The organism is Desulfuromonas svalbardensis, from assembly GCF_055389415.1.
This window is the reverse complement of the sequence record NZ_AP042416.1, coordinates 481,194-501,264: the sequence shown is the minus strand read 5'-3', so window position 1 is coordinate 501,264 and position 20,071 is coordinate 481,194. Positions and strand designations below refer to the sequence as shown.

The 20,071-nt window shown below is 45.7% G+C and carries 19 protein-coding genes; 15 read left to right on the top strand and 4 right to left on the bottom strand.

Going from position 1 to position 20,071, the window contains the following annotated elements:
- Positions 1 to 24 precede the first annotated feature (24 nt).
- Complete coding sequence (locus ACZ5KY_RS02345; RefSeq protein ID WP_464242302.1) at positions 25 to 1,563, top strand: hypothetical protein; 1,539 nt, start codon at positions 25 to 27, stop codon at positions 1,561 to 1,563.
- A 76-nt stretch (positions 1,564 to 1,639) separates the two neighbouring features.
- Here the strand turns inward: ACZ5KY_RS02345 and tkt are convergent, their stop codons facing one another.
- Entirely contained in the window at positions 1,640 to 3,631 is a 1,992-nt protein-coding gene (gene tkt / locus ACZ5KY_RS02340; RefSeq protein ID WP_464242301.1) for a transketolase, read from the bottom strand.
- 250 nt (positions 3,632 to 3,881) lie between these two features.
- Here tkt and ACZ5KY_RS02335 point away from each other — a divergent pair, with 250 nt between their 5' ends.
- On the top strand, positions 3,882 to 5,063 hold the full coding sequence (locus ACZ5KY_RS02335; protein WP_464242300.1) for a BaiN/RdsA family NAD(P)/FAD-dependent oxidoreductase: 1,182 nt from the start codon (positions 3,882 to 3,884) through the stop codon (positions 5,061 to 5,063).
- Between the two features lie 64 nt (positions 5,064 to 5,127).
- Here ACZ5KY_RS02335 and ACZ5KY_RS02330 read toward each other — a convergent pair whose 3' ends face one another.
- Positions 5,128 to 6,432 carry a pyridoxal phosphate-dependent aminotransferase gene (locus ACZ5KY_RS02330; RefSeq protein ID WP_464242299.1) on the bottom strand — a complete coding sequence of 435 codons (1,305 nt, stop codon included), beginning with the start codon at positions 6,430 to 6,432 and terminating at the stop codon, positions 5,128 to 5,130.
- Positions 6,433 to 6,892: 460 nt separating this feature from the next.
- On the opposite strand from ACZ5KY_RS02330, the gene ACZ5KY_RS02325 reads away from it, so the two are divergent.
- The 13 genes from ACZ5KY_RS02325 (at position 6,893) to ACZ5KY_RS02265 (ending at position 18,415) form a co-directional block, all read left to right on the top strand.
- Complete coding sequence (locus tag ACZ5KY_RS02325; protein WP_464242298.1) at positions 6,893 to 7,285, top strand: NADH-quinone oxidoreductase subunit A; 393 nt, start codon at positions 6,893 to 6,895, stop codon at positions 7,283 to 7,285.
- An 83-nt stretch (positions 7,286 to 7,368) separates the two neighbouring features.
- Complete coding sequence (locus ACZ5KY_RS02320; RefSeq protein ID WP_464244610.1) at positions 7,369 to 7,851, top strand: NADH-quinone oxidoreductase subunit B; 483 nt, start codon at positions 7,369 to 7,371, stop codon at positions 7,849 to 7,851.
- Positions 7,848 to 8,363 (top strand): NADH-quinone oxidoreductase subunit C, encoded by a 516-nt coding sequence (locus ACZ5KY_RS02315; RefSeq protein WP_464242297.1) that lies wholly within the window; start codon positions 7,848 to 7,850, stop codon positions 8,361 to 8,363. The genes ACZ5KY_RS02320 and ACZ5KY_RS02315 overlap by 4 nt, the downstream gene beginning before the upstream one ends.
- A gap of 5 nt (positions 8,364 to 8,368) precedes the next feature.
- Positions 8,369 to 9,490: an NADH-quinone oxidoreductase subunit D gene (locus ACZ5KY_RS02310; RefSeq protein WP_464242296.1), complete on the top strand. Its 1,122-nt coding sequence runs from the start codon at positions 8,369 to 8,371 to the stop codon at positions 9,488 to 9,490.
- Positions 9,491 to 9,495: 5 nt separating this feature from the next.
- Positions 9,496 to 10,482: an NADH-quinone oxidoreductase subunit NuoH gene (gene nuoH / locus ACZ5KY_RS02305; protein ID WP_464242295.1), complete on the top strand. Its 987-nt coding sequence runs from the start codon at positions 9,496 to 9,498 to the stop codon at positions 10,480 to 10,482.
- Positions 10,479 to 10,919, top strand: a complete 441-nt coding sequence (locus tag ACZ5KY_RS02300) for a NuoI/complex I 23 kDa subunit family protein (protein ID WP_464242294.1) — start codon at positions 10,479 to 10,481, stop codon at positions 10,917 to 10,919. The genes nuoH and ACZ5KY_RS02300 overlap by 4 nt, the downstream gene beginning before the upstream one ends.
- The gene (locus ACZ5KY_RS02295) at positions 10,916 to 11,440 is read left to right on the top strand and encodes an NADH-quinone oxidoreductase subunit J family protein (RefSeq protein WP_464242293.1); all 525 of its coding nucleotides are present in this window, start codon (positions 10,916 to 10,918) and stop codon (positions 11,438 to 11,440) included. The genes ACZ5KY_RS02300 and ACZ5KY_RS02295 overlap by 4 nt, the downstream gene beginning before the upstream one ends.
- Positions 11,437 to 11,751, top strand: a complete 315-nt coding sequence (gene nuoK, locus ACZ5KY_RS02290; protein ID WP_464242292.1) for an NADH-quinone oxidoreductase subunit NuoK — start codon at positions 11,437 to 11,439, stop codon at positions 11,749 to 11,751. The genes ACZ5KY_RS02295 and nuoK overlap by 4 nt, the downstream gene beginning before the upstream one ends.
- A gap of 86 nt (positions 11,752 to 11,837) precedes the next feature.
- Positions 11,838 to 13,331, top strand: a complete 1,494-nt coding sequence (locus ACZ5KY_RS02285; protein ID WP_464242291.1) for a monovalent cation/H+ antiporter subunit D family protein — start codon at positions 11,838 to 11,840, stop codon at positions 13,329 to 13,331.
- On the top strand, positions 13,328 to 13,576 hold the full coding sequence (locus tag ACZ5KY_RS02280) for a hypothetical protein (RefSeq protein ID WP_464242290.1): 249 nt from the start codon (positions 13,328 to 13,330) through the stop codon (positions 13,574 to 13,576). The genes ACZ5KY_RS02285 and ACZ5KY_RS02280 overlap by 4 nt, the downstream gene beginning before the upstream one ends.
- A complete protein-coding gene (locus ACZ5KY_RS02275) occupies positions 13,566 to 15,332 on the top strand; it encodes a Na(+)/H(+) antiporter subunit D (RefSeq protein ID WP_464242289.1) in 1,767 nt (588 codons plus the stop codon). The genes ACZ5KY_RS02280 and ACZ5KY_RS02275 overlap by 11 nt, the downstream gene beginning before the upstream one ends.
- Positions 15,333 to 15,378: 46 nt before the next feature.
- Positions 15,379 to 16,977 carry a complex I subunit 4 family protein gene (locus ACZ5KY_RS02270; protein WP_464242288.1) on the top strand — a complete coding sequence of 533 codons (1,599 nt, stop codon included), beginning with the start codon at positions 15,379 to 15,381 and terminating at the stop codon, positions 16,975 to 16,977.
- A 19-nt stretch (positions 16,978 to 16,996) separates the two neighbouring features.
- Positions 16,997 to 18,415 (top strand): NADH-quinone oxidoreductase subunit N, encoded by a 1,419-nt coding sequence (locus ACZ5KY_RS02265; protein WP_464242287.1) that lies wholly within the window; start codon positions 16,997 to 16,999, stop codon positions 18,413 to 18,415.
- Between the two features lie 319 nt (positions 18,416 to 18,734).
- Here the strand turns inward: ACZ5KY_RS02265 and ACZ5KY_RS02260 are convergent, their stop codons facing one another.
- Positions 18,735 to 18,995: a hypothetical protein gene (locus ACZ5KY_RS02260; RefSeq protein WP_464242286.1), complete on the bottom strand. Its 261-nt coding sequence runs from the start codon at positions 18,993 to 18,995 to the stop codon at positions 18,735 to 18,737.
- Positions 18,996 to 19,006: 11 nt separating this feature from the next.
- Entirely contained in the window at positions 19,007 to 20,047 is a 1,041-nt protein-coding gene (locus ACZ5KY_RS02255) for an FAD:protein FMN transferase (protein ID WP_464242285.1), read from the bottom strand.
- Positions 20,048 to 20,071 lie beyond the last annotated feature (24 nt).

The following is a 20,071-nucleotide window of genomic DNA, read 5'->3' as shown; positions in this document are numbered from 1 at the left end:
TTTATTTGCATAGGAGATGTACCAATGCGACGAAGTGTAAAAGGGTTGATCATTTGTGTGTTGTTGTGTGCGACTACGGTTGTAAGTGCGGCCAGCTGGCCGCAAGTTGAAAATCGTTTACAGCAATGGCAGGGTGCAAAAGAGATTGCTTTGCCGCTGGGTGTTGATCCTTTTGAGGACGAGTTGTTTGCTCCTGTTGCTGAGGCAGCTTTGATGCAAGGCTATATGATCTTGCCTGATGGCGTGACGACAAAGGCTGGGCTCGTTTTCTCCGTTCGGGAAACAAGTCGCGGTGAAATGCTGGTTTTGAAACGCGGAGAAGATGGTGCTTTGTTGGCTATGGAGAAAATTCACGTTACAGCAGCACCAGTGGTGTTATCGACCACGATACAGCAACAAGTAACAGCTCCGATGGTGGTTGCTCCCGCTTTTTCTCCAACAGTGGCTGTTCAATCTGCACCGATGGATCAATCGGTTATACTAGCTACCCCGCAGCGCTCAATTTCACCCGTTATCTCGGCAACAGCAACAACTCTTTCGGTTCAGCATCCAGCTCCAGCGCTGCCACAAAGTGAAGCGGTTTTTGAGATGGATGGAGCACCCGTGCAGATTGTTGTTTGGCCTATAACAAGTGGTGGCGTTGATCTGTATGTGATGTACGATGATGCGATTCAACAGATGCACAGTGATGGCAGAAGTTTGCAATTGGGGGAGCGATTTGAGACACCTGTTTCTCCCGCTCGCGCTTTACGTCTTGATATTGGTGATATGGATGGTGATGGTCACCCGGAATTGGCTGCGGTATGGGCTGAAGATATTCGCGGTGTTTCAGACGGTACTAATTCATTGATCCATAGTTGGATCCTAGCCACAACGAACGGCAGCTTTAAAACCCTTAGCGATGATCTAGGGGGCTACGTGTCCTTGGCTGGCAATCAGGCTTACTTGCAGAAACGACTTGAGTTTACAGCTTTTTCACCAGAGGTTTATGCCTTATCTTTGGCGGGTGGCGCGGTGACTGTCAGTGAAAAACCGCTACGCCTTGATACGCGGTTATTATTTAATCAACTGGAGTGGCCTGACAACGGCAGCGCTCTGGTGTGGAATGATGATGATCGCTTGATGTTGGTGGCTCAGGGTAAAAACACGCGCATTGCTGGCTCGACGTTGTTGACCGATTTTGGTCGTTATCAGGGGCCAGTGGTATCGATTCCGCTGAAAGATCCAGAGTATCGCAGTGGTTTTTCCGCAGGTGATCGTGTTATGGAACGCGATGTGGTCCTTGGGCGAAGATTGATTCAGCAACAAGGATCGGTATTTACATTAGTGCGTGGTCGTAGCGAAGGATTGCCGTTGGTTGGTCGTCCGAGTGGGGTGGATCGATTGGTGAAAATTGATCGTGTGGCAAATGGCTTGAGTGCAGGCTATCCATTCGCGGCAGTCGAAGCATTTATGATCGATTTTTCTGTGTATGGTCAAAATGGTTTTGAAGCCATTGTGCTGTTAAATGAGAAGGCCGATGGCAGTGGTCGTTCCTATTTACGGATGCAAGCACAGCACTAACAGCACCAAGTTGAATTGAATAAAAAAGGGGATGACCGTTTGGTCATCCCCTTTTTTGTTGAAGCGGTTTGTTGCTTTATTTAGCCAGTAACCGTTGAGCTGCTGCGAGAACATTTTCAGGGGTGAACCCAAAGTGCTCCATCAACTTGCCACCTGGAGCGCTGGCACCAAAACCTGTCATGCCGACAATATCACCGTCGAGGCCGATATAGCGTTCCCAGCCAAATGTTGAAGCGGCTTCTACCGCTAAACGGTTGCGGCAGCTGTTAGGCAACACTTGTTCCTTGTATGCGGCATCTTGTTTCTCAAACAGTTCCCAGCACGGCATAGAGACCACGCGAGTACCAACACCTTGTTGTTGGAGTTGTTCGCGCGCTGCCATAGCGTGTTGAACTTCGGAACCGCTGGCGAGAAGGATCAATTGTAATTCCCCCTCCTCTTTAGCGAGAACATAGCCGCCCTGTTGCAATCCTTCAGCAGCACCGAATTGTGTGCGGTCGATGGTAGGAAGGTTCTGACGAGTAAAGATAAGAGCGGTTGGTGCGGTGCGATCCAAAAGTGCCACGCGCCATGCCTGAGCTGTTTCGTTGGCATCGCAAGGGCGGATGACGTTCAGGTTGGGCACACTGCGAAGTCCAGTTAGTTGCTCAACAGGTTGATGAGTCGGGCCATCTTCGCCAACTCCGATTGAATCGTGAGTAAATACGTAGATGGGGGCGATACCCATCAGTGCTGCCATACGCATTGGTGGGCGCATATAGTCAGAGAAAATCATGAATGTTGCCCCAAATGGGATCAGGCCGCGTGTATGACAGAGGCCGTTTAAGATCGAACCCATCGCGTGCTCACGAATACCAAAGTGGATATTGCGACCACTGCTTGCTGCGCTAAAGGCTCCCTCACCATTGAGGTGAGTATTGTTGGATGGTGCCAAGTCGGCACTGCCGCCAATCATCAAAGGCAAGCCTGCTGCCAACGCATTAAGAACCTTGCCACTCGAAGAGCGAGTTGCCATTGAGCCGCCCGCTTCAAACTCAGGGAGTAATGCATCAACGGTCTCGGCTGTGAGCGGCTTATCGGCGCACCAGTCAGCGAGAGCGGTGTTGGTTTTACACTTTGTTTCGCACTTTGCTTGCCATTGCTGCTCAAGTTCAGCACCACGCGCTTTGAGTTCGTCCATGTGGCTGTAGACCGCCTCGGGAACAACAAAGCTTTGCTCTGGATCAAAGCCAAACGCTTGTTTGGTCAGTTTAAGTTCATCAGCGCCGAGAGGAGCACCGTGTGCTGCTGACGTTCCTTGCTTGTTGGGTGATCCTTGGCCAATGTTGGTACGGGTGATGATCATTGATGGGCGTGGGTCGCGTTTTGCGCGCTCAATGGCTGCATCGACTTCAACGAGGTTCTCACCCGTCACACGCTCAACGTGCCAGCCATATGAAAGATAGCGGGTTGCTACTTCTTCACTAAAGGCAAGAGATGTATCGCCTTCAATGGTGATTTTATTATCGAGGTAAAGGTAAATGAGGTTGCCCAGCTGTAAGTGACCTGCCAGTGAAGCGGATTCAGCGGCAACACCTTCCATCACATCACCATCGGAACAGATGGCGTAGATGTTGTAATCAAACAATTCGGGGTCAAGGGTGTCAGCAAGAAATTTTGCACCCATTGCCATACCAGCGCCAACAGCAATCCCTTGGCCGAGTGGGCCAGTGGTTGTTTCAACGCCTTGGGTGTGGCCAAATTCAGGATGCCCTGGTGTTTTGCTGTCGAATTGACGGAAGTTTTTCAGATCATCGAGGCTCAGATCGTAGCCACTAAGGTGCAGTGTGCTGTAGAGCAGCATCGATGCATGACCGCATGAAAGGATAAAGCGGTCACGGCCAGCCCATTCGGGGTTAGCGGGGTTGTGACGCATGTGGCGATTGTAGAGAAGATACGCCAGAGGAGCCCCTTCCATTGGGGTTCCGGGGTGACCGGAGTTGGCTTGTTGAACCGCATCAGCGGAAAGCAGGCGGATCGTGTCAATCGTTTGCTTGGTAACGTCAGAATCGAGAGGTACAGAGTGCATGGATTAGGCTCCTTTGGAGGTTCTATATAATGAAGCCTAATTTTAAACAGTATTAGCCACATTTTGCAAGGTGTGATCGTCGTGGAGCAACCGTTGGGAAATTAAATTTGCTTGAAAATTGGCTTGTTGCGCACCATCTGGTAATTGTTATCCGTATTTTGCCTTGCGAGAGACTCTTTACATCGGGGGCGTAGGGCGACTATGATTGCGACAAACAGAATTTTTAGTGTTTCTCAAATGGGGTCTGTAAATGGAACAGGTGGATGTTGTTATTATCGGAGCGGGAGCTTCAGGGCTCATGTGTGCTGCGGAAGCAGGTAAGCGGCAACGGCGCGTCGTTGTTCTCGATAGTCAAAAACAGGCCGGGCGCAAGGTTCTTATGTCGGGAGGCGGGCGCTGCAATTTCACCAATTATGATGTTGAAGCGCAGCATTTTATCTCAAAAAACCCCCATTTTTGCAAATCAGCTCTAAAGCGTTATACGCAGTGGGATGTGATTGATTTATTGCAAAAACACGATGTTGCTTACGCCGAGCGTGATCACGGCCAATTGTTCTGTGTGGAAAGTGCCAAGGATGTTTTGGATCTGTTGGTGCGCGAATGTCGCGATGCGAATGTTTCGCTGCGATTAGGACAGCACATTGGTAAAGTAGATCGTAACCCAGAGGGTGGTTTTACCGTAACGACCAAGAGCGGAAGTTTGAGTTGCCAATCGCTGGTTATTGCATCGGGAGGGTTATCCATTCCGACAGCAGGAGCTTCACCGTTCGGGTTTCAGGTTGCCGAGCAATTTGGTGTGCCTGTGCTGCCGACGCGGCCAGGTTTGGTTCCGCTCACGCTTCAGCCTGCGGATAAAAAAAGATTGTCGCCGTTGTCAGGTATTGCGGTTATGGCTGAAGTCTCCCTCGGCGAGGTGAGCTTTCGGGAAAATCTGTTGTTTACTCATCGTGGCTTAAGTGGTCCTGTCATTTTGCAGATCTCATCGTATTGGCTTCCCGGTCAGCCGGTTCATGTGAATCTGTTACCAACAGAGGATGTTGTTTTACTGATAAAAGAGATGGAAAAACAGCAGCCAAAAATCCATCTACGTTCGCTGCTGACAAAGTATTTGCCGCGCCGGCTTGTTGATATATTTATTCCTGAACGCCTTTGTGCTAAGGCGATCGGTCAGTTTACCGTCGCTGATATTGCTGAAGTTGAGACTCTCGTGCACCAGTGGCAGGTGATCCCTAATGGCACTGAAGGCTATCGAACTGCAGAGGTGACCCTTGGTGGTGTCGATTGCGATGCGGTGTCATCAAAAACATTTGCAGCGAGACAGGTTGAGGGTTTGTATTTTACTGGTGAAGTTCTCGACGTTGCTGGTTGGCTTGGTGGTTATAACTTACAGTGGGCATGGTCGTCAGGTTGGTGTGCGGGGCAGTATGTGTAGGTGTTGAATCGTGTCAAATTCATTGGCCCCTTACTGCTGTGCAGTAAGGGGCCAATGCGAACCGTTAGGACTTAAGGTAAGCTGTAATGCTCGCAGCAATGGTTTTGAAAATTTGGGTAAATTCCTTTTCATTGCGCTCAAGCAGGGTGATACGGAACCCTTGCTCAGCGGTTGAAAATGAGGTTAAAGGAACCACGCAAATTCCTGTCGAAGCGAGAAGGTAGTAAACAAAACGCTTATCGTTCGACGTGCCTGGTTTGTCAACCAACTCCTCAATCATCGCGCGAACTTCTTTGTTGGGGATCGGCAAAGATTGGCTGGGGTTCAGTTTGTTCGCTTCAAAAGCGATGCTCATATAGAACGCCCCGTTGGTTCGATTTACTTTGATACCGTCAACTGCTTTTAGTACATCATAGGCGATATTAGAATGCTTTTCATAGCGACTGGTACGCTCTTTTAAGTAAATAGGATACTGAGGGTGACTCATGATCGGTGGAATCGCTTTTTGCGGTAACGTTGTCGAACAGACTTCGACCATCTTCGAATCAACGATAGATTGAATATAGCGGGCAAACATTGGATCCTTATCGCGATTATAGACTTCAATCCAGCCACAGCGCGAACCTGGCCAAGGCAGTTCTTTGCTAATCCCCTTCATAGCGATAGTAGGAATATCGCCAACAAGGTCAGAGAGCGGCTTGGTCGACTCACCGTTGTAAATAATATTGTGGTAAATCTCATCGGCAATGATGAACAGGTCATACTCTTTTGCAATCTTGATCATCTCCACAAGAATCCGTTCAGGGTAAACGGCTCCCGTTGGATTATCAGGATTAATGATTAAAATGCCACAGATCGCCGGATTGTATTTGATCGATAAGCGTAGGTCGTCAAGGTCAGGATACCAATTGTTATCAGGATCTAAACGATACGATACTGGAGCTTGTCCTGCATGTGAGGCCTCGCCCGAAGAGTGAGTTGAATACGTCGGAGAGGGTCCGATAACACGCGCTTCACGTTTGAGGAGCCCATACACTTTTTGGATGGCGTCACCAAGCCCATTGAAGAAGATAATGTCTTCAGCGGAAATCTGTGCTTTGCCACGCTTATTGGTCAGCTGAGCTAAAAATTCACGTGTTTCGAGAATCCCTTTTGTTGCACAGTAGCCGTATGAGCAGTCAGTCATGGCAAGATCGGCAACGATTTTCTTCATCCATGCAGGAATCTTTTCCCCTTTTGCAATGGGGTCACCAATGTTCTCCATGTTGGTTTTAATTCCCAATTTACCAAGCGTTTCGGCAATCTCGACGATTGCACGAATTTCATAGGTAAGTTCTCCAGCTCCGATATGTACAATATTGTTTCTCATGATTATATCTTTCTTGGGCGACAGTTATTTGCACTGCGATACGAGTATGTCGCTATGCAGATCATTAAATATTAGCCTGTGTGGTTAGCATGGCGTCAATTTGTTGTCAACGAATTAAGTTTATTAGCTCCAGGCAAGGCGTGACGTGGAAAAGAAATGGATCAGGTTGAACTGTATACAGTATCCAGCATTAAGGTTTATCGTGTATGCGCCGGAACGGGGGTTCATTTTCATGTAGTGTAGTAATAATAGTGGTTTATCTGTTGTTTTGGCCTTTAAGGAAACTTTGTCGACAAAACTTCCCTATTAAAATCTTGACAAGCTGTGGGCATTCCGCTAGAAAATACGAGGTTTGTTTACACTGTTTGTATTGTGTGCAAATGCACGTTTGGGATGAGAACCTGTGCACAGTCACGAGTGATTTGTGTACAATTTGCCCTTCAGGGAGGCATGAATCGGTATGGCCGAACAGTATTTGGTCGATTATATGTATGTGTTGGTGCTTTTGATTGCAGGTATTGCTTGCGGTCTTGGCCCTCTGGTGATCTCCAGAATTTTTGCGCCGCGGGAATTGTACCGTAAAACATTGGAACCATATGAGTGTGGTATGGATCCTTACGGTACGGCATGGAATATCCGTTTTGATATTTCATATTACCTGTATGCGTTAATTTTTTTGGCGTTCGATGTTGATGTTCTGTTTCTGTTTCCTGTCGCGACAGCTTTTGACATGGTGTCGGCGGTACGGGGGATTTCTGAACTGTTAATTTTTGTAGGTATTTTGTCTCTGGCGATTGTTTATGCCTGGGTCAAGGGAGTATTCACGTGGCCGAACAGAAGAAAAGTCTGCTAAACGTCCACTCCTATTCTAAGGAGTGTCTAGAGCGCTATGATGGCGGTCTACCGCAGAGGACTAAGACCTCAGACGCAGAGCCATTGCTGCAAATGAAATTGTCCGACACGATCTTGAATCTGTGCCGGGCGAACTCGTTGTGGCCAATGACTTTTGGTTTAGCGTGTTGTGCAATTGAGATGATGTGCTGTGGTATGGCACGTTTCGATATGGCACGCTATGGTGCTGAGGTGTTCCGTCCCTCACCTCGACAATCAGATTTGTTGATTGTTGCAGGGACAGTTAATCGTAAGATGGCTCCAGCAGTGATAACGCTCTATGAGCAAATGCCAGCGCCTCGCTATGTTATTGCACTTGGTAACTGTGCAATTTCTGGTGGCCCATTTGCTGTTGAAGCAAATTACGATGTTGTTCTCGGTGTTGACCAACTGATTCCAGTTGATATTTACGTTCCCGGTTGTCCTCCACGGCCAGAAGCTCTCATTGAGGGCATTCTTCAGCTGCAAGAGAAGATTACTGGTAAACGTTTCCCATTCCCTCAGAACAAAATGCCGGAGGGTAGATGATGGACGTTAAAAAAGTAATCAAGCAATGGAAAATTCTGGCAACGGATGTTGAAACCGTAGATCGCTCAGTGAGTGGTTACGATTACAGCCTGAGCCTTGACGGAGCAAAACTGCCTGAGTTAGCCAGCTTTATGCTGAAGCAGGGCTTTTATCTCGTTGATCTGATGGCTGTCCATGTGACGCCAGAGATTGAAGTGGTTTATCAATTTGCTCACTTCGAAACACGTTGTCGTGTGTTGGCCCGTGCTTTTGTTGTGAACAATGAGCTTCCAACAATCTCTGATATCTATCAGGGCGCCAATTGGCACGAGCGCGAAACACGTGATTTTCACGGTGTCGTGTTTACCGACCACCCAAATCTGGAGCCGTTGATCTTAGCGGAGGAAGATGTGGACCTGAAGCCGCTACTTAAGGATGAGAAAGCATTGAAGGATGTTGGCGCAATACGTCGTCAACCACCTGAGCCTAAAGTAGCAAAACCTGAAGTTGTCAAGAGTCAGGAGCAGAGCTGATTGCCATGAATGTTGAACCATTAGAAGACGACAGACATCATCGCTTCGTACTAAATATGGGACCACAGCACCCTAGTACCCACGGGGTATTACGCGTGGTGCTGGAGCTTGAAGGTGAGTACGCTATGAACCTTCATCCTGTACTTGGTTACGGCCATAGATGTCACGAGAAAATTGCCGAGCACAAGCCTGCAAAATCATTTATGCCTAATACGGCACGGATGGATTACTTAGGTGCCCTGATTTATAATCATGGCTATGCTCAAATTTTAGAAAAAGCAACTGGTGTAGAAGTTCCACAACGTGCTGAGTATATTCGCGTTATCACCTCAGAGCTTAACCGTATCCAAAGTCATTTACTTTGGTATGGTGCCTATCTTCTTGATTTGGGTGCGTTTACACCCATCATGTATGCTTTTGATGATCGTGAGCACATCCTTGATATTCTTGAGGATATCACCGGGTCACGATTAACATATTGCTACTGCCGAGTTGGCGGTGTTTGCAAAGATATTGATGATAAGTTCATTTCATCAACGCGCGCTTTCATTGATCGTTTGCGTGGCCGCTTTCCGATGTATGAACAACTCGTTAACGGCAACATTATTTTACAAAACCGTTTGAAGGATGTTGGCGATTTAACTCCTCAAACCTGCGCTCGTTATGGCATTACAGGACCAATGTTACGCGGTACTGGTGTTGCATATGATCTGCGTCGTGCTGAGCCGTACTCTGTTTACCCTGAGTTTGATTTCGAGATTCCTACCGAGACAAAAGGCGATTGCATGGCCTCTTTCTTGGTGCGTTACCGCGAGATGGAGCAGAGCTTACGGATTATTGAGCAAGCGCTCGATAAATTGCCAGAAGGTCCTGTTATGGCAGCTAAGGTTCCTAAAAAGCTGAAAATCCCAGCTGGCGATTACAATAGCTCAGTTGAGGCTCCACGTGGCGAGTTATCCTACTATCTTGTTTCTGATGGCTCGGATACTCCTTATCGACTTAAGGTAAGAACGCCATCCTATTCAAACTTGAGCGTTGTCCCTGAAATGTGTCAAGGGATGTTGCTTTCTGACGTGGTATCAGCCATGGGTTCTTTGGACCTGGTTATCCCCGAGATTGACAGGTAGAGAATATGGAAATCTTATATAGTATTTTCCCGGAATTGATCCGGATTATTGTCTGTGCAGCCTGCGGGGCAGTGATTGTCTTCGGCAACGCACTGGTGATGGGCTATGCCGAGCGTAAACTTGCTGGGCATATCATGTTGCGTCCCGGGCCAATGGAAGTTGGTCCTCACGGTCTTATTCAGCTTGTCGTTGACGGCCTGAAGTTGATGGGTAAGCAATTGGTTGTGCCAGCTCAAGCTGACAAGCCTTTGTTTATGCTGGCTCCTCTTCTCTCCTTTGCTCCTGTTTTTGTCCCTCTGCTCGTCATCCCATTTAGTGATAAGCTTCAGGGCTTTGATCTCGATGTTGGCTTATTGTTGATTTTGGCGTTTGCTTCAATCAACGTTTTAGCCGTATTGATTGGTGGTTGGAGCTCAAATAACAAGTACTCTTTGTTTGGAGCGTTTCGTTCGGTAGCACAAAACGTTGCTTACGAAATTCCAATGCTAATCTCGTTGCTAGCAATTGTGTTTATGACCAACACTTTCAGCTTACGTGAGATTGCTGCAGCGCAAAGCCCAGTATGGTTTATTGTTCTACAACCTCTAGCATTCATCATCTACATTATTGCTATGGTTGCTGAAACAAACCGCGCACCTTTTGACCTTCCTGAGGCTGAAAGTGAGCTGACTGCAGGTTTTCATACTGAGTACAGCGGCATGAGTTTCAGTTTGTTCGTGCTCGGTGAATATGCAAACATGTTTATTGTTTGTAGCGTTGCAACGGTTTTCTTCTTGGGCGGAAGCTCAGGAATTCCATTGCCATACTTTGAGTACAGTGGTGCGATTTGGTTCTTGATGAAGGTTTACGCGCTGATGTTCTTTTTAGTGTGGATTCGTTGGACTTATCCTCGTACTCGTTTTGATCAGTTGATGAACTTTTGTTGGAAGTATTTGATTCCATTTTCACTGGTTAATCTTTTAATTACTGTCGTGGTGGTGAAACTGATATGAAATCCTATTTCTCAGTAATATTTACGGGAGCATGGAGCCTTATCAGTGGCCTAAGGGTCACTATCAAGGCACTGTTCTCACCTATTGTCACTGTTCAGTATCCACGTGAAAAACTTGTTATCACGCCAAACTATCGTGGTCATATCGACCTGATTAAGTTTGAGGATACCGGCAGCCATAAGTGTATCACTTGCGGAAGTTGTCAACGTGAGTGTCCTTCTGATTGCATCGTTGTTGAAGGCGAAAAACGTGAAGGAGTTAAGGGCAAGGTATTAACCGTCTTTACTCTTGATTTCACCAAATGCAGCCTTTGTGGTGCTTGTGTTGAAGTTTGCCCAACGAGCGCACTCGATTACTCGAATGAGTATGAGTTGGCTGGCACAACACGTGAAGAGTTCCATTACGACATTTTGAAGAGAGTGGAGGAACGGGAATGATTGTTTATGAGTACATCGCCGAAGCCCTCTTTTATGGCTTTATGATCCTAACGTTTATGGGCGGGTTTATTGCAATTCGTTCCAAAATGTTGATGCATGCAGTTCTCGGGCTAACCGTGTCACTGTTTGGTATCGCAGGGTTATATTTCCACCTGGGCAGTCCATTCCTTGCCATGATGCAAATACTGATTTATGTCGGTGCCGTTTGTATCATGATTGTTTTAGGGGTCATGCTCGGTAATACACCTGATCAACTTGCTGCGAAGAACTTGACGGGCCGCAACATGATTTTAGCGCTCATTGCATGTACAACAGGTTTTATCTCACTGTTCGTTGCAATTGGTCAGACAAAATTTGCTCCAGCAGCTGAGCAGATTGGCGATATGTCGATTCGCTTTGTTGGTGAGAACTTACTGTTTAAGTATTGCCTCGCCTTTGAGTTGATTTCGGTCGTATTACTGACCGCTATTCTCGGTGCTATTATTTTGGCTCGTGGTGGTCGGGAGGAAAAAGCATCATGATCAGTGGTAACTTAAATACTTATCTGATTATTTCAGCGATCCTGCTGATAATCGGACTCTATGGCATGATTCAACACCGTTCGTTGATCGGCATGTTGATTTCAAGTGAATTTATCCTCAATGGTGCAGCGCTGAACTTTATGGCATTTAATCGCTTTGTTGCACCAAACCCCGCTGTTGGACAGATCTATACGCTATTTATTATGGCAATTGCAGCAGCAGAAGCAGCAATTGTGATTAGTATGATCATCGCGGTGTACCGCAAGTATCGCAGTGAAGATCCTGAGCAGGTTCAGGACTTGAAAATGTGATATCGCTTTTCTGGCGGTTATGAAATCTGTAACGGCAGTCACGCGGCTTAAGCTAGCGCGACACACCACTTGAGAAAGTACTTGCAATGAACACTATTATCACCAGCAAGATTCTAATAACAATGTTGATTCCGATGATTACGGGTCTGCTTGTTATGTTTTCGGGGAAAAAGCCGAATTTGCGCGACAGCTGGTCGACGCTCGGCGCTATCCTTACTTTTGCCTCGGTATTAAGCTTCTTACCCACCATTCAGGGTGGGCAGCAGCTTAAATATACTCTGTTTGAGTTATACCCGGGGATCTCTATAACCCTGAACCTTGATCCACTGGGTGTGATCTTCGCTTTGGTTGCTTCGTTCCTCTGGATCTTAGCCAGCCTGTACTGCGTCGGTTACATGCGTGGTCTTGATGAGCATGCGCAGACCCGTTTCTATGTTTGCTACGCCGTTTCAGTTGGCGCAGCAATGGGCGCTGCCTTTGCCGGTAACCTCTTTACTCTGTATTTCTTTTATGAAGTCGTATCGATTTTCACTTATCCATTAGTTATGCATCATCAGGATAAAGAGGGATACGAAGGCGCTAAGAAGTACATTGTTTACTTGATGTTTACTTCCAAAGCGTTCTTGCTCCCAGCCATGGTTATTATTTATGTGCTGTGCGGGACTCTTGATTTTAACACCGCCAATATTGCTCAGGGTATCTTCCCTGCTGAAGCCGATCGTTTCATGGTGGGTGTTACCTTCATTCTCTGCCTGTTTGGTTTCGCTAAAGCGGGTATCATGCCATTCCATAACTGGCTGCCAGATGCGATGGTTGCACCAACACCCGTTAGTGCTCTACTTCATGCGGTTGTTGTTGTTAAGGTTGGTGTCTTTTCAATCTGTCGTGTCATGCTGTCAATCTACGGTACAAATATCCTCGCTGAAACTGGCTTGGGTTTATTTACCGCTTACTTTGTATCATTTACCATCCTTACGGCATCGGTGATTGCGCTGACTAAAACGAACCTCAAGGCGCGTTTGGCCTACTCAACAGTCAGTCAGCTCTCCTATATTATTTTAGGTGTCGCGATGTTGACACCGAATTCGATTACAGGTGGTTTGATCCATATTGCTAACCATGCGCTGGCTAAGATCACTCTGTTCTTCGCAGCGGGTTGTATCTTTGTTGCTACTGGTAAAAAAGATATCTCGGAAATGGGTGGCCTAGGCAAGCGGATGCCATTTACCATGCTTGCTTTTGGTGTGGCTTCGTTAAGTATGATTGGTGCACCACCGGTTGGCGGCTTTGTAACCAAGTGGTATTTAGCTCTTGGTACTATGGATATCCATAATTACATTTTGCTCAGTGTTCTGTTGATTAGTAGTTTACTTAACGCTGGATACTTTGTCCCTGTCTTCTTGCAGGCTTTCTTTGGCAAGCCGTTACCTGCTGATGAAGGGGTTACAACTAGCCTAGAGAAAAAGCCATTGATTCTGTTTATGGTGATCCCTCTGGTCATTACGGGAACACTGTCGGTGTTGATTGGTGTTTACCCTGACCTGTTCCTAGACCTCATTAACCTAATGGTGAAGTCATGATTGTAAATTTCCTTACTTACTTGCGTGAGAGACCAAGTTTGCTTAAATGGTTGTTTCTAGCCTATTTAGCCTTTGCTCTCGTCTTTGATTTCTTTGCTGATCGTTCCCATGGTCACTTCTGGGGAGACCACATTGTTGGCTTCTGGGCAATGTTTGGTTTGGTTGGTTGTCTTGCAATGATTGTATTCTGTAAAGGGCTGTCACACGTATGGCTGGAGAGGGACACGGATCATTATGACAAGTAGTATTTTTATGCATCCAGCCACGATGTTCATCATCGGCGCGCTGTTATTGCCCTTATTTAAAAAGTTCAATGCACAAAAGATTTGGTTGGTCGCGGTACCGCTAATTGCTTTTATTCAAATCAAGTACCTTCCTTCCTCATTTGGTTGCGTTGAGTGGCTCGGTTTTAAATTGCAGTTTGGTCGTGTTGACGAATTGACAATGGTTTTCTTGCATGTCTTTACCTTGATGGCGCTCATCGGTAGTATTTTTGGCCTTCATGTTAAAGAGAGTGGTCAACATGCCGCTGCATGGTTATATGTGGCAGGCTCTTTGGGAACCACGCTTGCTGGTGATTACCTGACCGTGTTTATCTTCTGGGAATTGATGGCTTTTGCCTCTGTTTTCCTTATTTGGTATCGTAAGCGGAAACGTTCCATCGATGCTGGTTATCGCTATCTTCTGGTGCATACATTTGGTGGGTTGGTTCTCCTTGCGGGGATCTTCTTACGTTACCAAAATGTAGGTGATCTAAGTTTCGATTTGATCTCTGCGGATAATGCAGTGCTTGCTGATTATCTGATTATGATCGGTTTCATGCTCAACGCGGCGGTACCACCAATTCATGCCTGGCTACCTGATGCGTATCCCGAAGCAACTGTTACCGGTGCGGTATTTATGTGCGCCTTTACGACTAAGACAGCGGTTTATGTTTTAGCACGTGGTTTTGCTGGTTTCGAAAGCTTGGCCATTATGGGTGCGATTATGACCCTGTATGGTGTTGCCTACGCGGTTATCGAAAATGATGCCCGCCGTATTCTGGCCTACCATATTGTTAGTCAGGTCGGTTACATGGTGTGCGCGGTTGGTATCGGTACGGAGCTCGCCATTAATGGTGCTTGTGCTCATGCTTATGCACACATCCTTTACAAGGCCTTATTGTTCATGGGCGTTGGTAGTGTTCTAGAGATGACAGGTCGCTCGAAGCTGAGTGAACTTGGTGGTCTCTATAAATATATGCCGCTTACTATGATCTTTACCGTTATCGGCGGTATCGCGATCTCAGGTTTCCCACTTACCAGTGGTTTCATCAGTAAATCAATGATCATTTCCGCTGCAGGCGCTGACCATCAGCTGATTATTATGAGTATGTTATTGTTGGCTGCTGTGGGTACCTTCCTATCTGTTGGTATCAAGCTGCCATACTTTATCTGGTTTGGTCCTAATGATTGTGGTTTAAAACCAAAAGAAGCGCATTGGAATATGCAACTCGGTATGTTTATGGCAGCCTTTATGTGTATTTTCCTTGGTTTCTACCCTGATTATCTCTACGACATGCTTCCATACGCTGTAGAATATCACCCTTATACAAGTTATCACCTTGCTGAGACTTTCCACCTTCTCGGTTTCACAGGTTTAGGTTTCTACATGATGGTTAAGTATCTCAAACCGCATGATGTATCTAACCTTGACCTTTGCTGGTTCTATCGTCGCGGTGCAGGTTGGTTTATGTGGGTTGCTCGTAACCCTATTAGCGCCACAAACGAATGGGTGAGTAACATATATAAAACCGTTGGTTTACGTTTTACGATGGCTCTGGCTCGTGCACTCTCTTGGTTCGATTGGGAGGGCATTGATTGGGCTCTTGATGGTAGTGCACGTGGTGTTGTCAAGGGTGGTGAGCAGGTACGACAGTTCCAAACGGGTAAGTTGCAACATTATATCGGTGCAGCGGTTGCTCTGCTGTTTATCGTACTCATTGTTGTAGTTTTGATCTGACACTGCCTGCTTGTTAACGGCAATTACTCATAGACAGTAGGAAGTCATGGAAAAGTATCTAATCCTGAATACATTGAATTTCCCGATCTTATCGATGCTGCTGATCATACCGGTAGTCGGGGCTATTGTTGCCATGTTTTTACGTGGTGATACCTTATTGAAATACTGGGGTCTTGCAGTCACCCTAGTCACTGCTATCATTTCACTGCCATTATGGACGTGTTTTGATAAGACAACAGCGAAGTACCAATTTGCTGAACTGCGGCATTGGTTCCCCGCTTTGAACCTCGACTATGTTGTTGGAGTTGATGGAATAAGCGTGCTGTTAGTTCTGCTGACAACATTTGTGATGCCGTTGTGTATCCTTTGTTCATGGACTTACATCAAGACGCGGATGAGAGAGTTCATCATCGTGACATTGCTAATGGAAACTGCCATGCTTGGTGTTTTCATGAGTATGAACACGGTGCTGTTCTACATTTTCTGGGAAGGTATGTTGGTTCCAATGTACCTGATGATTGCAATTTGGGGTGGAGCACGCAAAGATTATGCTTCAATCAAATTCTTCCTCTATACCTTTGCAGGAAGTATCTTTCTGTTGGTTGCGATTGTTGCAATGTATATCAAAACAGGGACGTTCTTTATTCCCGAATTGATGGCTCATAGCTACAGTTTCTCTTTCCAAATGTGGGTGTTCTTGGCGTGTGCGATCGGTTTTGCAATCAAAATGCCAATGTTTCCATTTCACACTTGGTTGCCAGCAGCTCACGTTGAAGCGCCAGTTTCTGGTTCGGTTATCCTTGCCAGCATCTTGTTGAAGATGGGTGGTTATGGGTTCCTGCGCTTCTGTTTGCCAATGGCACCTGAAGCAACCCTTTATTGCATGCCTTACCTCATCGTAATGTCGCTGATTAGTATTGTGGTAGGCGGATACCTTGCCTTAGGTCAAACCGATATTAAGAAGTTGATCGCCTATTCATCTGTTGGCCATATGGGATTTGTTACCCTAGGTATCTTTTTACTCAATGATGCAGGGATCAAAGGAGCAATGCTCCAGATGCTGAATCACGGTGTAACGACAGGGGCGCTGTTTATCTTAATTGGTATTATTTATGAGCGTACCCATAGTCGTGAGATCTCTGACAACAGTAAACTCGGTATGTTTATGCCGATCTATGTCACGTTCTTGGGTATTTTCTCGTTATCATCTTTAGCATTTCCAGGAACCAATAGTTTTGTTGGTGAGTTCCTTGTTTTATTCGGTGCGTTTGAAAAGTATCCATTGGTTGGCGCCGTTTCAATTCTTGGTGCAGTCCTTGCCGCAGCGTATATGCTTCGTCTATTACAAAAGATGGTCTGGGACGATTCAGATGGTCACGGACATCACGATCATGGCGATGACCATGGTGACGATCATGCACTTACCGATTGTAACTTTCGTGAAATTATTCAGTTGGCATTTTTAACCGTGTTTGTTTTTTGGATCGGTTTTCACCCAACGCCATTATTGGACATGATGGACACAACTGTCGCTCACCTGATTCATCAAATTGATGCGGGTAGTGCGGTACACGAGGCTGTTCAGCATGGTGAACACCATGCCCTGCTAAATAACGCAGGTGCCTGGGTCAAGAACCTCTTTTAACTAAAGGATCGGATCTATTATGTTAAACACAGTTTTTATGCCTGAATTGGCACTGATGTTAACGGTCCTGGTCTTGTTCTTCATGACCTTGGGCAAGTTTCGTACAGGTACTATCCAAGCAGTGAGCCTTGTTCTCACTGCAATCACCATTGTTGCAACCTTTGCAAGCATGGGCAATGAAGCAAACATGTTTTATGACGCATACCAGATTGATGCGTTGTCACAACTCTTTAAGATGGTCATTGTTGTTGGTCTGTTTCTCATCTTCTACCTTGGTAGTGGTTTGACAGGCATTGATGATAATTTGCATCCTGAATACAATATGTTTCTTGCTATCAGTGCCCTAGGATTGATGTTCCTGAGTAGTTCGGTTGAACTGTTGACCATTCTTCTTAGTCTCGAAATTTCATCTTATGCATTGTATGTTGTGATCCCATTTCGGCGCGGATCGGGCCGTATGCACGTCGAAGCTGGCATTAAATATGTACTCTTTGGTGCTGCTTCAACAGGTTTGACTCTGTATGGTATGAGTTACATCTTTGGTCTTGCTCATACAACTTACTTAAATGAATTGGCTGAATTGATGCCTTCTCTGATTGCTACACAGCCTCTAGCTGTTATCGCAATGGTGTTGGTTATGACAGCGTTCTTTTATAAGTTGGCATTATTTCCAATGCATTTTTGGACACCTGATGTTTATCAGGGTGCATCCAATGAGACCACAAGCTTCGTAGCTACCTTACCTAAAGTTGGTGCGGTGCTGTTGTTGCTTCGCTTTGTTGCTGTTGCAGGAGTTGATGTTTCTCAACTTACTTGGGTTTTGGCTACGATTGCCGTGTTGTCAATGACACTTGGTAACATGACTGCCCTCGTTCAAACAGACCTTAAGCGTTTGTTAGCTTACTCAAGTATTGCTCATGCTGGTTATGTCATGCTTGGTATTTTGACTGCTGATGAGATGGGTATGGCTGCGGCAGTTTTTTATGTCATCGGTTATCTATTGATGAACCTTGGCTGCTTCTTCGTTATTTATAATATTTCTCCTGAAGGCGAAAACGTAACCTTTGATGACCTAAAAGGGTTGTCACGTCGTTCTCCTCTCCTTGCTTTAACCTTACTGGTTTCAGCTTTTGGTATGGCAGGTATTCCTCCGACGATTGGTTTTATCGGTAAGTTTATGATCTTTACCGGTGCGATCCATAAGGGCTTCTATGCGCTGGTTATTATTGCGGTAATGAATGCTGCTGTTGCGGCATATTACTACCTCAAGATGGCACGTGCAGCCTACTGTGGTGCGGACGATGATCAAGAGTTAATCGTGCTACCATTTGGTACTAAAGTGATGGGAGCTTTCTTCATCCTTTCAATCATTTTGATTGGTTCCTTGCCACAAAGTTTCCTAGCTGCTGCCAAAGCGGCGGTTGTTACTTTGCTCTAGGGTGACAGTAATACGTTAGACTTAAAAGGCCCGCCAATTGGTGGGCCTTTTTTTGTGCAATAAATATGGATAATATTAAGAAGGTAAGTAGATATAAAAGAGTTTATGAAAGTGGGGATGAAGATCGTCTAGCGGTCTGTCGGACTTGACGGGCCGTAGCGAGAAATAGCCTGACTTGGCCCATGTTAAGTCCGGCAGGCTGGTAGGATTAAATTGAGATGAGCAAATACAGTCAACAGGTATACTTTAGACTGTAGGATTGTTGAATATGGGAGCACATTGTGCTCCCATATTCTTAGTTGCGAATAACTTTATTGAGTTATCCTCTTTTTTGTAGTTCATCTAACATTTGCTGATATTTTTCTGGTTCTTGTTCTGGGCAAATCACTTCGACTTCGATATCGTTTGCACATGAGATAGAAGAATCATTATCCCGACCACAGGAACAATCGATGTCAGCAAGGTTGCCTTCATTACTGCTGCATCCCCCAGAGATCCCCTTGCGACCGAAAATAATTCCAATCGATAATCCGGCAAATGCGAGTAAAAATATTATCAAAGCAGGTAGTAGTAATTTCATTCTTAGCCTCGTTACTTCGTTAAATAATGGGTAAAGAGTTCATTGTTACGTTCAGTGAAGACTTCACCCTCTTTGATAATCATAAGAATTGCAATATTATTTTTATTAGCAAATTCCATCCCTTTAATTGGTCCAAGTACCATTATGGCAGTTGCATAGGCATCAGCAAGCATACAAGTAGAACCGATAACTGTAACGGATGCTAATTGATGGTTGATAGGGTGGCCAGTTCGGGGATCAATGGTGTGTGAATAGCGAACGCCATCTTGTTCAAAGTAGTTGCGGTAATCACCAGAAGTCGCCATGGCAATATCTGTTAAATAAAGTCGTTTTTGTACACTCTGTTCGACTGTGGCGGGGCTTTGTACACCAATAACCCAAGGGTTGTTCACTGACTTATAACCATGGGTAACAATTTCACCGCCAATTTCGACCATGAAATGTTCAATATGAAGATCGAGTAGTACTTTAGCAATTGCATCGACAGCATATCCTTTGGCTATTGCTGATAGGTCTAAATAGATCTGTGGGCTCGTTTTTAATATTTGGGGTGGCTGTGATGTGAGTTGTAACTTTTGATAGCCGATTTGGTTGATTAGTGCATCAATCTTATGTTGTTGAGGAATGGAATCAAGGTTGATAGTCGGACCAAATCCCCACAGGTTAACAAGATTGCCAATGGTCATATCAAAGGCACCATCACTGAGTTTGCTGACCTGTTGACCTGCCTGTATAACATTCAGGGTCTCATTACTGATATCGACCCATTGGTTCTCATGGTGTTGATTAAATAAACTGACTTCAGAATCGTTTTTATAGGTCGACATTAAGAGATCAATATCGTTGAGGCGATCAATAATCGTGTCTGAAACGCTCTTGACATCTATTTGGGTACTAAGTGTCGGGATCACCTTAATATGGTAACTAGTGCCCATTGTGGCGCCCTCAAACAATATTGGCCCCGTTGGTGTTTGGTTGTTTTTGTTTAGATAAACAACCAGGGTGATCATTAACAGTAATGGCAGCGCAATTATTACAATCCGTTTTTTCATTTTAACTCCGCAAAAAGGGCCACA